This is a genomic window from Candidatus Binataceae bacterium, assembly GCA_035650475.1.
Taxonomy (GTDB): Bacteria; Desulfobacterota; Binatia; order Binatales; family Binataceae; genus JAKAVN01.
In genome coordinates this window covers 160,202-172,868 of record DASRHP010000006.1, presented here as the reverse complement: position 1 = coordinate 172,868, position 12,667 = coordinate 160,202, and the positions used below count along the sequence as shown (strand labels likewise).

The 12,667-nt window shown below is 67.0% G+C and carries 13 protein-coding genes; 5 read left to right on the top strand and 8 right to left on the bottom strand.

From position 1 onward, the window contains the following. Positions 1-73 precede the first annotated feature (73 nt). On the top strand, positions 74-1,654 hold the full coding sequence (locus VFB33_03440) for a bifunctional heptose 7-phosphate kinase/heptose 1-phosphate adenyltransferase (protein HZO80724.1): 1,581 nt from the start codon (positions 74-76) through the stop codon (positions 1,652-1,654). Here VFB33_03440 and murJ read toward each other — a convergent pair. Continuing rightward, entirely contained in the window at positions 1,628-3,193 is a 1,566-nt protein-coding gene (murJ, locus tag VFB33_03435) for a murein biosynthesis integral membrane protein MurJ (GenBank protein ID HZO80723.1), read from the bottom strand. The two genes, VFB33_03440 and murJ, sit on opposite strands and share 27 nt — an antisense overlap. A gap of 218 nt (positions 3,194-3,411) precedes the next feature. On the opposite strand from murJ, the gene VFB33_03430 reads away from it, so the two are divergent. Beyond that, positions 3,412-3,903, top strand: coding sequence for a hypothetical protein (locus tag VFB33_03430; GenBank protein ID HZO80722.1), 492 nt, complete (start codon positions 3,412-3,414; stop codon positions 3,901-3,903). A gap of 87 nt (positions 3,904-3,990) precedes the next feature. Continuing rightward, on the top strand, positions 3,991-4,995 hold the full coding sequence (gene bioB / locus VFB33_03425) for a biotin synthase BioB (protein ID HZO80721.1): 1,005 nt from the start codon (positions 3,991-3,993) through the stop codon (positions 4,993-4,995). Between the two features lie 106 nt (positions 4,996-5,101). Here the strand turns inward: bioB and VFB33_03420 are convergent, their stop codons facing one another. The 6 genes from VFB33_03420 to VFB33_03395 form a co-directional block, all read right to left on the bottom strand. Then, complete coding sequence (locus VFB33_03420; GenBank protein HZO80720.1) at positions 5,102-5,446, bottom strand: hypothetical protein; 345 nt, start codon at positions 5,444-5,446, stop codon at positions 5,102-5,104. A 331-nt stretch (positions 5,447-5,777) separates the two neighbouring features. Then, a complete protein-coding gene (locus VFB33_03415; GenBank protein ID HZO80719.1) occupies positions 5,778-6,248 on the bottom strand; it encodes an OB-fold domain-containing protein in 471 nt (156 codons plus the stop codon). A gap of 45 nt (positions 6,249-6,293) precedes the next feature. Next, positions 6,294-7,523: a hypothetical protein gene (locus VFB33_03410; protein ID HZO80718.1), complete on the bottom strand. Its 1,230-nt coding sequence runs from the start codon at positions 7,521-7,523 to the stop codon at positions 6,294-6,296. Positions 7,524-7,723: 200 nt separating this feature from the next. Beyond that, positions 7,724-8,119 (bottom strand): VOC family protein, encoded by a 396-nt coding sequence (locus VFB33_03405; protein HZO80717.1) that lies wholly within the window; start codon positions 8,117-8,119, stop codon positions 7,724-7,726. A gap of 67 nt (positions 8,120-8,186) precedes the next feature. Then, positions 8,187-9,002 carry an SDR family NAD(P)-dependent oxidoreductase gene (locus VFB33_03400; protein HZO80716.1) on the bottom strand — a complete coding sequence of 272 codons (816 nt, stop codon included), beginning with the start codon at positions 9,000-9,002 and terminating at the stop codon, positions 8,187-8,189. Between the two features lie 171 nt (positions 9,003-9,173). Continuing rightward, positions 9,174-9,602: a hypothetical protein gene (locus tag VFB33_03395; protein ID HZO80715.1), complete on the bottom strand. Its 429-nt coding sequence runs from the start codon at positions 9,600-9,602 to the stop codon at positions 9,174-9,176. Positions 9,603-9,669: 67 nt separating this feature from the next. Here VFB33_03395 and VFB33_03390 point away from each other — a divergent pair, with 67 nt between their 5' ends. Then, positions 9,670-10,356: a helix-turn-helix transcriptional regulator gene (locus VFB33_03390; protein HZO80714.1), complete on the top strand. Its 687-nt coding sequence runs from the start codon at positions 9,670-9,672 to the stop codon at positions 10,354-10,356. Between the two features lie 12 nt (positions 10,357-10,368). On the opposite strand, the gene VFB33_03385 is transcribed toward VFB33_03390, so the two are convergent. After that, a complete protein-coding gene (locus VFB33_03385; protein ID HZO80713.1) occupies positions 10,369-11,538 on the bottom strand; it encodes an acyl-CoA dehydrogenase family protein in 1,170 nt (389 codons plus the stop codon). A 117-nt stretch (positions 11,539-11,655) separates the two neighbouring features. Here VFB33_03385 and VFB33_03380 point away from each other — a divergent pair, with 117 nt between their 5' ends. After that, the gene (locus VFB33_03380) at positions 11,656-12,651 is read left to right on the top strand and encodes a LysR substrate-binding domain-containing protein (GenBank protein ID HZO80712.1); all 996 of its coding nucleotides are present in this window, start codon (positions 11,656-11,658) and stop codon (positions 12,649-12,651) included. The last annotated feature ends 16 nt before the right edge of the window (positions 12,652-12,667 follow it).

Below are 12,667 nucleotides of genomic sequence, written 5' to 3'. Positions count from 1 at the left end.
CCGCCGGCACGGTTAACGCTCGGCGCGCGATGCCGTATCATCGCTGTTTGTCATGGCACGTCGGGCTCGTAAGATGTCGCCCCGCTCAAAAGACGCATCGCGCTCCGCCGCATCGATCGCCGCAGGCGACGGGCGCGTCGAGCTGCCGGCGCTCAAGCCGCTGCGCGTGCTGGTCGCCGGCGAGATAATCCTCGACCGCTACATCTGGGGCGATGTTGCCCGGGTGTCGCCTGAGGCGCCGATTCCGGTTCTTCAGGTCCATCGCAGCGAGCAGCGCCCGGGCAACGCGGGCTTCGTGATGGCGAACCTGCGGGCGTTGGGCGCGCAGGTCAGCGCGCTCAGCGTGGTCGGCGCCGACCGCAACGGAGAGCTTTTGCGCGAGATGTTCGAGGGGCTCGAAATCGACGCTCGCTCCGTGCTTGTCGATCCTGACCGCCCGACCACGGTCAAGGAGCGGATGCTCGGCTCGGTGCAATCGGCCGGGCGCGCGACCCAGCAGCTCCTGCGCGTGGACCAGGAGGACGCGCGTCCGCTGAGCCCGGCTCGCGAGCGCGCGCTCGAGCAGCGCGTGGCACGCGAGCTTGAGCGCGCCGACGGCGTGCTCGTCTCGGACATCAACAAGGGTCTGCTGACGCCGCGGCTTTTGCGCGCGCTTATCGGCGGCGCGCGCCGCCGACGCATCCCGGTGATCGTCGATCCGCGGCTGACCGAGGACTTTTCGATCTACCGCGGGGCGACCGCGATGACCCCGAACCGCTACGAAACCGAGCTGGCCACCGGGACGCGCCTGCGCGACCGCGACGACTGGATGCGCGCGGCCAACGCGCTAGTCGCCCGGCTGGGCCTCGACGCCTGCCTGGTTACGCTCGACCGCGACGGGATGTACCTCGCCGAGCGCGGGGGCGCCGACACTTATATTCCGACCATGCCGCGCGCGGTATACGACGTGACCGGCGCGGGCGACGTCGTGCTCGCGGTCTTCGGGCTGTTCGTGATCGCCGGGCTCAGCCTGCCGGCGGCGGCGCGGCTGGCCAATATCGCGGCGGGCATCGAAGTCAGCCGGCTCGGCACCGAGATCATCACCCGCGACGACCTCGCCCGCGCGCTGAGCCCGCGCCCGGAGAGCGTCCAGCGCAAGATCCTCTCGCGTGAGGAGCTGCGCGCGGAGATCGAGCGCCGCCGGCGCGCCGGCCAACGTATCGTGTTCACCAACGGATGTTTCGATCTGCTCCACGCCGGGCACATCCAGATGCTCGCCTTCGCGCGCGCGCAGGGCGACGCGCTCGTCGTCGGGCTCAACAGCGACCGCAGTGTGCGTCTGCTCAAGGGCGCCGGCCGCCCGGTCTATCCGGCGGCTGAGCGCGCGCTGATCCTAGCCGCGCTGGAAGCGGTCGATTACGTAGTGGTCTTCGACGACGCCCGCGCCGAGCGGATCATCCGGGCCGTGCGCCCCGACGTACTGGTCAAGGGCGAGGACTACAGCGGCCAGACCGTCGACGGTCAAACCTTCGTCGAATCGCGCGGCGGGCGGGTCGTGCTTGCGCCGCTGCTCGCCGGCCACGGCACCACGCAGACGCTGGAGCGCATGCGCACGGCTACGATGGCGGCCGGTGGGGCGCCGTCGGCGCTAACGTCCAAGCGAGCGCATACCTAGTCGGCGCGAGAGATAGCCGGCCGCGCGTTCGAGTTCGGGCAGTCCGAGCCACCACGCGATTCCCAGGTACACCGCTCCGTAGGCGGGCAGCACCGCGAGCCCCATCAGGCGCGGACCCGCCGCGCCCATCGCGAGCTTCACCGCCCATCCAGCCGCCGTCGCCGCCAGCGCGATCGCCCACAGCCTGAGGAGCGGCGCGCGCCCGATTCCGGTCGCCCCTATCCGCCTGCGCAGGTTGCGGCGCAACAGGGTGAACTCGACCCATGCGGCGAGTCCCGCCGACGCGCTCAATCCTGCCACGCCCCATCGCTGCGCCAGCCCGATCGCGGGCGGCAGCGGTACCGCGCACAGGTAGCCGAGCGTCAGGGTCAGGCCGAAGCGGATGAGCGCGAACTTGAGCGGCGTGCGCGTGTCCTCCAGCGCGTAAAAGGCCGAGTTGTACAGCCGTCCCCAGGTCGCCGCGAGCAGGCCCACCGCCGAGCCCGCCAGCACGGCCCATACGTACACCGAATCCGCATGCGTGAAGTTGCCCGACTGGAAGATCAGCCCCGCGATCACATCGCCCAGGAACAGGAATGCCGCCGCCGAGGGCACCACCAAAAACGCGATCTGGCGCAGGCCGGCGTTGAGCCGGATCCGCAGCAACTGCGCGATCTCCTCGGCGTTGCCGCTTGCGCGCGACATGCTCGGCAGCTCGGCCGCCGCCACCGACATCCCGAACAGGCTTATCGGCAGGACGTACAGGATGCGCGCGTAGCTGAGCGCGGCGACCGCCCCGGTCGGCAGCAGGCTCGCCAGCAGGTTATCGACATAGCCGGAGATCTGTCCCGCGCCGCGTCCGGCGATCACCGGGCCGAGATTGCGAAACACAGCGCCCAGCGCGTCGCGCGCGCGGGCAAAGTCAGTGCGCAGCCGTCCCACCAGACGCAGCGTTTGCGGCGCCTGGACCGCGATCTGGAGTGCGGCGCCGAGCACCGCGCCCCATGCGACCTCGAGCGCGAGATCCGCCTGCCCGCGGCGCGGCCCGTAAACCACGAGCGCGCCGATGATCGCGAGGTTCCACGCAACCGGCGCGGCATAGGAAGCGAAAAACCGATGATGACTGTTGAGCACGCCCAGGCACCACGCCGAAAGCACCAATAGCCCCGCGCCGGGAAACAGGATGCGCACCAGCGTGATCGTCAGGTCGCGCTTGTCGCCGGTGAAACCGGGCGCGATGACCGCGATCAGCCAGGGCGCTGCCCACACGCCGAGCGCGACCAAAATCGAGACCGCCAGCGCCAGGATCGCGCCGACGCCCCAGGCCAGCGTCTCGGCCAGTTCCTCCTCACCCTCGCTTAGGAGCCTGCTGTAGATCGGGATGAACGAGGCCGACAGCACGCCTTCGCCGAAGAGATTCTGGAGAATGTTCGGGATACGGAAGCCGGCCTTGAAGGCGTCGGCGGCGTCGGAGTTGCCGAGGTAGTGGGCGAAGATGCTTTCGCGGACGAGTCCGGCGATGCGGCTGAGCAGGATGCCGGCCGCCACCAGGTAGGCCATGTTGGGGCCCAGGCGCGCGGCGAGCCCGCCCGTTGCGGCGCGTGCCGGGGCGGACGATTGGGGCGCGATAGGCGCCGGCTCTTCGCGGTGCGGGATGGTGGCGACGGGAGCAGGCTCCTCGATAAGCGTCGCGTCAAAGTATAGCGGCGCGCCGCCGCGGCTTACAGGCGCTGCGCACGACCCTCCGCGTCGATGTCGAATTTGCACGCACCGCACGCTTGTGCGGCCGTCGCGGCGTCCCTAAGCTCATTGATTTAACGAAACTGCGCGAGGCGGACGCACGCGGCAAGGGGAGGGAGTCGGTTACGGTCGCACAGGGGAACCAGGCGCTGCATCCCCATCTGCTCGAGCTCGAACGCTGGATCAATCTCCATGCGATCCAAGCGCTGGTCCATCATGCCACCGGCATGATCGTCGCGCTCATCGTCTTCGCGATCGTTGCCCGCCTGGCGATCTACCTTCTCCCGCACAACCGGGTGCGCTACGCCGTGGTGATCATCGACGATATCGTGCTGATTGGGCTGGTCGCGTGGTTTGGATGGGAGCTGTTCGTTTATCTGTGGAACCGGCGCGAGCGCCTCGGCGAGCTTCGAACTGCGGCGCGGGCGGGCGCAACGTTCGCTGGGCTGCATGCGCCGCGCCTATCCGTGGTGTTGAAGTCGCTCGAGGATAGCGCAGGCTGGATGGCATCGCTCACCGCTGCATTTTAGGCCCGTCCTCGAACAATCCGGGGAGATTCATCGTCAAGCGCGGAACCAGGCGCGGCTGTCAAAGTTGCAAGGCAAGGAAACAGGAACGTGGAACATCTGGATCTGAATGCACTCGCCGGGCGCGTGCTCGCGGGGGCGGAAATCGAACCCGACCAGGCGCATGCGATTCTGAACTGGCCCGACGAGCGGATGGGCGAACTGCTCGCCGCCACGCTCAGGGTACGCGAGGCGTCCTTTGGGCGGCGGGTCAAAATCTGCGTGCTGCGCAACGCGCAGAGCGGGATCTGCCCCGAGGACTGCCATTATTGCTCGCAGTCGCGCATCTCGCGCGCGGACATCCCGGTTTACAGGATGCAGAGCGTTGAGGAGCTGCTGGCCGGCGCGCAGGCGGCGGTCGCCAGCGGTGCGCGGCGTTACTGCATGGTCGGCAGCATGCGCGGCCCTACCGAACGCGACATCGAGCATCTCGCGCAGGCGTGCGAGCAAATCCGCGCGGCCTATCCCACGCTCGAACTATGTCTCTCGATGGGCCTGCTCAGCCGCGAGCAGGCGCAGACGCTCAAAGACGCCGGCGCCGGATGGATCAACCATAACCTCAACACCAGCCGCCGCTACTATCCCGAAATTTGCACGACGCACACCTGGGACGATCGCGTGCGCACCATCGAAAACGTCCGCGCGGCGGGACTGGCGGTGTGCTCGGGCGGAATCATCGGGATGGGCGAACGCGACGAGGATATCGTCGAGCTCGCCTACGCGACGCGCCGCCTGCGCGCCGACTCGGTCCCGGTCAACTTTCTCCATCCGATCGCGGGCACGCCGCTCGGCAACGCGCCGCGCCTGACACCCGAGCGGTGCCTCAAGGCGGCCTGCCTGTTCCGCTTGCTCAACCCGCGCAGCGAGGTCCGCGCCGCCGGCGGACGCGAACTCAACCTCGGCCCGCGCCAGGGCGAGATCTTCAACGCGGTCAACTCGGTCTTCGTCAACGGCTATCTGACGACCGCCGGATGGGACTACAAGCGGACGTGCGAACTGATCGAGCGTGCGGGCTTCGAGGTCGAGCCGGCGAGCGAGGGCGCCGCGGCGGTTTAAATGTCGCAGCGTCTAATCAATCCCTGCGTTTTCAGCTTAGTCGAGCGCGGGATGCGATCTGCGGGCGGCAGGCGCGTGCCGCTGCTTTGCCCGCGCACGCCGATGCTTAATGGTGATCGTGGTCGCCGTCGCGATCGTGACGCTCCTGCTGGTGTTTACTTAGCCATTGCGGATGGTGCTCCTGCACCCATGGCCGGTTGTTATCCAGCCACCAGTCGCGGTCGTGCCAGACGTGATGGTCGTCCCAGTCGCCGTAGCCCGGACGCACGGTCTGATAGGCATAGACCGGCGGCGCGCTATACAGCGGCGCTGCGGCGTACACTGGTGGCGCCGTATATCCCGGTCCATAAGCGTAGTAAGGACGCGGGCCGCCGTAGAAGCAGGCCCCCAGCGTCAGAGCGGCAAGAGCGGGAAACAAAGCCAGCGTGGTCCGTGAGGTTATTTTCTTCATAAATCCCCTCACCAAGGCATACGCTGACGGCACCCTGCGGTTTCCGGCCCCTTGGCTCATTCGCCGAACCACTGGGTATCGGTTGCCTCCCGCAAAGGCACCAGCGCGCAAAACGAATTATTTGGATCGTCCGACTGCCGAAGACCTCGGGGCCTTGCCAGACTGCTCGCGCCTGTTCATGTGACGCTCAGGGGCGCCCACGACGGAAAGCGACGTCGCCTGCCGGATGCGTGCCGTCAGGTCGCGGCTTGAAGCCTTCTAAAGGATCATCGACGCGGCGTTGAAACTGGCGCGCTTTCTGCGAAATGCCGCGCGTGGGCGTTTTCGCGGCTTACTCGCTGAAGCGCCAGACATTGGCCGCGGTGCCGCAGACGCGCCAGCGCGGGATAACGATGTTCGGGTCCGGTGTTTCGTCGAAGCTCACTTCGATCGGCAGCCCGATCGCAGTCTCCGATTCGTCGTTGATGAGCACGCCGGCCACGCGGGTCGCCGTGCCGTCGGCCTCGCGACAGTCGTCGAGCTCGACTATCGCGACCACGTAGGGCGCGGCGTTGACGAACGCGCCCAGGATCGGCTGCATCACCACGACGTAGCTGTAAATCACGCCGCGCCCCGCGGTCTCGAACCATCCAAGGTCCATCGACGTGCACTTGCTGCAAGCCGGCAGCGGCGGGAACCATTTATGCCCGCACGCGTTGCATTGACGGATGAGATATTTGCGCCGCTTCGTTCCCTCCCACCACTCCTTGGTGTCGGGGTCGGGCAGGATGCGCAGCTTGCTGTAGTCGATCTGTCCCGGCATCGAAAATCCTCCGGCTGACGTTGCGGCTTAAGCGCGCGCCGCGGTTCAGGCAACGATTCCGCGCAGGATAACCGAGCTGCTGGTGGTCTCGGTGCCCCAGCCCATCGAGCAGCAAATCCGCGCCTTGCGCAGCTGGCGGCATCCCGCCTTGCGGTCGTACGTATGCCGCCCCTCGGCCCATCCGGGACAGGCGTCGTCGGCGCGATGGCGCAGTTGGCGGACGTTCTCGATGATCATCTGCACGCCGTGAGTGTAGCCCTCGGAGAGATGGCCGCCGGAGAGATTCGACGGCAGCTTGTTGTCGATTTGCAGCGTGCCGCCCTTGACGAAATCGCCCGCCTCACCGCGCCCGCAAAAGCCGTAGGCCTCGAGCTGAATCAGCGTGGTGAAAGTGAAGGCGTCGTAGCAGGAGATGAAATCGACGTCCTTCTGGCTGATTCCCGCCATCCCGAACAGCCGGTTGCGCCCGTAGTTGCCGGCGACGTAATGGATTTCCGCACGCGAGTAGTTCCACGCCGGGCTGTCGGTGAGCGTGCGCGCCGTGCCGCCCATGATGAAGACCGGCGGCTGGCGCAGATCGTAGGCGCGCTCGCGCGAGGTCACGATGATCGCCGCCGAGACGTCGGTCTCCTGGCAGCAATCGAGCAGGCGGAACGGCTTGACCACCCAGCGCGAACGCTGATGGTCCTCGATCGTGATCGGCGAGCGCATCAGCGCCTTAGGATTGAGGCTCGCATGCAGGCGATGGGCGACGGCGACCTCGGCGAACGCGCGCGTCGTGCATCCGGTGTCACAGAGGTAGCGCATCGCGCTCATCCCGAAGCGCTGCGCCGGCGTGGTCCATCCCCAATGCATGAAGAACTGGTTGTCGCCGTCGGCGGTTGCCGCCGGCACCGGCCCGCCCGGCACCTGCCCGCCCATCCGGCGCCTCGAGCGCCCGTTCATCGAGCGGAAGATCACCATCACCTTGCAGTAGCCGGCCTCGATAAGGCCTACCGCGTGCGCGATCAGCGCCTCGGTGCTGGAGCCGCCGCCAACGATATCGACCGCGTAGTTGAGCCGCATCCCGAGCGCGGTCGCGACGTGGGCCGAGGTCGTCGAGTCGCCGACCTGGTAGCTGGTCATGCCGTCGATGTCGCGCGCGCCAAGCCCGGCGTCGGCCATCGCCTTGCGGATCGCCTCGCACGCCATCGAGAGCGTGGTGCGGTTGGAGGGGCGCATGTGCGGCGTCTCGCCGACGCCAACGATGCAGTACTTGTCAGTCAGGCTTCCCATGACCTCACTCGCTCCGCCGCACGCGCCGTTCCGATTTTACGCGTACTCAGCAGTGAGCCTCGCCGCCCTGGTCTGTTCATCCAGACGCTCGGGTATGATCTATGCCCCGAGCAATGGCAAAAGCTCGGCCGTCACTTCCGCAATCACTTCAGACGGCGCCTTGCCCGCGAATTGAGCGCGGCGGGCGACCCAGTCAGCGACTATGCGCCGCTCTTGCGCAGCTCGACCGTGTTGCCGTCGGGATCGAGCACCCAGATCTGACGCCCCAGACGGCGCTGATCCTCCTCGCTCAGCCGCGCCCGCATCGCGTCGCCGTCGAGGAACGGCACGCCCATCGCCTTGAGCTCGGCCTTGGTCTTGTCGAGGTCGTCGACCTCGATCGCGATATGCGGCCCGGTGGGGTCGGGGCCGTCGTCGCGCTTCTTGCTTACGATCAGATGGATCGAACAGTTGCCGACCCCGTACCACATTCCGCCGAAGGGAAAGTCAGGACGCTCGATCGGCTTGAGCCCGATCACCTTCTCGTAGAACTCGCGGCTCTTCTGGACGTCTCCGATCCTGAAAGCGGCGTGATTAAGTTCGACCGGCTTGACCATCGTCGACCTCCCTCCGGAGCGCGGGATTCGCGGGCGGGCCGCCGCGCGGCGCTCCGGGCGTTGTCTTTCAGTGCACTTCGGCGCCGCCGGCGACCACCAGCGCGGTGCCGGTGACGTTGTCGGCGCGCGCCAGATAGACCACGGCCTCGCCGATATCGGCGGGCGTCTGTTCGCGGCGCAGGTAAGTCATGGTGCCGACCGTGGCGTCGAACAGCGTCTCCTCTTTGCCGCCCCAAGCCTGGCTCAAGTACTTGTTGAGCACGTCGGTCCACATCGCGGTGCGCAGCAGCCCCGGGCATACCGTGTTCACGCGGATATTGGCCGGGCCGAGCTCCTCGGCCAGCGCCTGCGTCAGCGCCATCACCGCGAACTTGCTCGCGCAGTAAGCCGAAAGCCCGCCACGCGAGGTCTTGCCGGCGATCGACGCGATATTTACGATCGCGCCCTCCTTGTTGCGGGTAAGGTAGGGAATCGCCGCCTTGGCGCATAGGAACGGCCCCTTGGCGTTGACCGCCATCACCCGGTCCCAGGTCGCTTCGGACATCTCGGCAACCACGCCGGCCGCGATGATGCCGGCGTTGTTGACCAGGACATCGATCGAGCCGAGCGCCTTGGCGGTCTCGGCGGCCATCCGCTCGCAGTCGGCGAGCCGCGTCACGTCGGCGAGGATCGGGATGGCCTTGACGCCGAAGGCCCTGACCTCCTCGACCGTGCGGGCGAGCTCGGTATGCGCGGCGAGGTTGTAGGTGAGCGCCGGGTCCTTGGGGCTGCCGAGATCGACCAGCGCCACGTTGGCGCCGGCCGCGCCCAGCTTGAGCGCGATTCCGCGCCCGATGCCGCGCGCCGCGCCGGTGACGATCGCGTTTTTGCCCTTAAGTTCCATCGCCGCGCGCCTCCCTGTGCTCCGCTATTTAGCACGCCGGGGCCAGCGCGGGGCAAACGCCGCGCGCGGCGGGGCGGCCGAGCGCTGCCGCCCCGCTGTCATGCGCATCCACGGACTCACGATCCGCCCGCCGAGTCAGAACGCGAGGCGGAACGCGAAGGGCGGTCGGGATTAGGGCTCTTTGCGCGCGTCCTCCGCCCGTACCGGATCGATCACCCCGAACTCGCGGATGTCGTCCGGCTCGCCGCGGCAGATGACCAGCACCGTGGTTTCCACGGCGGCAAAGAAGCCGTGCGGATGGCCTTCAGGATTCAGGATGTAATCCCCGGGCGAATAAATGAGCTCGCCCGCCTTGTTACAGTAGCCGCCCGCGAGCAGGTAGACATTTTCGTCCGAGCGCGCGACCGCAATTGCCCGCACCAGCTTGCCGGGCGGCGGCGTCACCTTGAGCAGATAGGCGATTCCGCCGCCCTCGGCCCGGCGGTCGCTCAGCACTGCGCGATGCACCAGTTCGCGCCCGTCGTAAACGGCCCCCGCGCCGAGGATGCGGCTCGCCGGAACCCATTGGGCATCGTTTTGCCTCACACTGATCGCTTTCATGATTCATTTCCTCCTTGCTGGAACCGCGTCCTTGATAGCGCAGGCACATTTCGATATGCATGGAATCATGTCCGTAGATCCCGACGTGCCGGCGGTGGCCGCGACCCTGGCCGATAGGTCGCGTGCGGCGATGCTCATGGCGCTGGCGGACGGCAAGGCGCTGCCGGCGGGCGAACTGGCGCGCTGCGCCCGGGTGTCCGCCCAGACCGCGAGCTGGCATCTGGCGCGGATGCTCGAAGCAAAGCTGGTGGCGGTCGAGATTCACGGCCGGCATCGGTACTATCGGGTCGCGAACGAGCATGTCGCGCGCTTGCTCGAAGCTCTCAGCCTGTTCGCGCCGCCACGGCCCGCTTTGACTGCGCTTCAGAACGACGCCGCGCGCACGCTGCGCTTTGCGCGCACCTGCTACGGCCATCTGGCGGGAACGATGGGAGTGTCGCTGGCGGAGGCGATGCGCTCGCGGGGATACCTGCGGGACAGCGACGCTGGATGGCTGCTGACGGCGGCCGGCGAATCGTGGTTCGGCGCGCTCGGAATCGATGTTCCCAACCTGCGCCGCGCACGCAGGCCGCTGTTGCGCCAGTGCCTCGATTGGAGCGAGCGCCGCTACCATCTCGCCGGAGCGCTGGGTGACGCGTTGGCGGCGCGATGCTTTGAGCTGGGATGGCTCGCGCGCGTCAGACAGAGCCGGGCGGTGCGTCTGACCGATCGCGGCCGGGCGGCGTTGCGCGAGCGGTTGGGAATTTCGTTCTAAGCCCGAGGCCGTTCACTCGAAGGCGTTGAGGCCGGTTACGTCGCGCCCCAGCACCAGGGTCTGGACGTCAAAGGCGCCCTCGTAGGTGTTGACGGTTTCCAAGTTGAGCATGTGGCGGATGACGGGGTACTCGTTGACGATGCCGTTAGCGCCGAGCATATCGCGCGCCATCCGCGCGCACTCCAGCGCCATCGCCACGTTGTTGCGCTTGGCGAAGGAGACCTGCTCGGGGCGCATCTTGCCCGCGTCCTTGAGTTGGCCCAGGCGCAGGCAGACCAGTTGCGCCTTGGTGATTTCGGTGAGCATCGTCACCAGCTTGTTCTGCACGAGCTGGTAGCCGGCGAGCGGGCGCGAGAACTGCCTGCGCGCCTTGGTGTAGTCGAGCGCGCACTGATAACAGGTGCGCGCGGCGCCGATCGCGCCCCACGCGATCCCGTAGCGCGCCTGGGTCAGGCAAGAGAGCGGCGCGCGCAGGCCGCGCGCCTCCGGCAGATGGTCGCCCGGCCCCAGGCGCACGTCGTCGAAGATCAGCTCCGAGGTCACCGAGGCGCGCATCGAGAACTTGCCGTGGATGTCGCGCACGGTGAAACCCGGCTTGCCGCGCTCGACCAGGAAACCGGTGATACCCTCGTCGACCTTGGCGTAAACCACCGCGACGTCGGCGAGCGAACCATTAGTGATCCAGCGCTTGGTTCCGTTGAGCACCCATCCGTCGCCGTCGCGCCGCGCCCGCGTTTCCATCCCGCCCGGGTCGGAGCCGTGGTCGGGCTCGGTCAGCCCGAAGCATCCGATTAGCTTGCCCTTGGCCATCTCGGGCAGGAAGCGGCGCTTTTGCTCCTCGGAGCCCCAGGCATAAATCGAGTACATTGCAAGGGCGCTCTGCACGGAAGCAAACGAGCGCAGGCCGGAATCGCCGGCCTCGAGCTCCTGCATGATGAGGCCGTAGGCGATGTTGTTCATGCCGGCGCATCCGTAGCCCTTGAGGTTGGCGCCGAAGAAACCCAGCTCGGCCATCCGCGGCACCAGCTCGAGGGGAAACTTCTCTTCGGCGAAGTTGCGTTCGATCGCGGGCAGGACCTCGCGCTGGACGAACTGGCGCACGGTGTCGCGGACCATCCGCTCCTCGGGGCCGAGCAGCTCCTCGATGTTGAAAAAGTCCAGATCCTTCAGTAAATCCGCCATCTTAGGCTTCCTCGGCGAGGCCCCGGCGCGCGGCGTGCGGCGCACCGCCACAGCTTCGGCCGGGACCTATTGCCTGTCGGCTAGCTATCAAATATCCTTATACGACTACTGAACGGTATGCATATCGAGACGCTCAAAGTCTTCTGTGACATCATCGAGAGCGGCAGCGTTTCTTATGCTGCGTCGCAGAACTTCGTCACCCAGTCGGCGGTTAGCCAGCAGGTCCGCAGCCTGGAGGAGAAGTACGAGTGTCGATTGTTAGAACGGGCGCGCGCGGGTGTCAAACCTACTCCAGCCGGACAGATCCTGTACAACGCGAGCAAGGAGATCGTGCGCCGCTTCGTCGAACTGGAGAACCGGCTGCGCGAGATCGGCTCGGTGGTGGCGGGCTCGATCCGCGTCGGCACCGTGTACAGCGTCGGCCTGCATGAGCTGCCGCCATATCTGACCGAATTCCTGCGCAGTTACCCGCAGGTAAATGTGCATCTGGAGTACCTGCGCTCGAACAAGATTTACGAGGACCTGGTCGAGGGCAAAATCGACCTTGGTGTCGTCGCCTACCCCGCCAAGCGCAGCCAGATCGTGACGATTGCCTTTCGCCATGACGAACTGGTGCTGGTGGTTCCGCCCGGCGACCCGCTGGCCCGGCACAGCAGGATCAGCGTGAGCGACCTGGCGGGGCAGAAATTCGTCGGCTACGAGCGCGACATAGCCACTCGTAAGGCGTCAGACCGCATCTTGCGCGATCACGGCGTCAAGCCCCACTACACGATGGAGTTCGACAACATCGAAACCATCAAACGCGCGGTCGAGATCGGCCAAGGCGTCGCGATCGTGCCGCGTTCGACCGTCGAGCACGAAACCGCGCGTGGCTCGCTCAAAATGCTGGAGTTCGTCGAAGGCACGTTTACGCGACCTCTGGCAATCATTTACAAGCGCGGGCGCGAGCTCTCGCCCGCCGTGCGCAAGTTCATCGACGTCCTGACCACGGCGAAGATCCAGTCGCCCGGGATGCGCGCCGAGGGCAACGGCTCACGCGCCGAAGGCGCCGGGGCACGCTCGGAGTCGCGCGCCGAACGCGCCGAGAAGGCCGAGCGAGCCGAGCGCGCCTAGCGCTCGGGCCACCGGG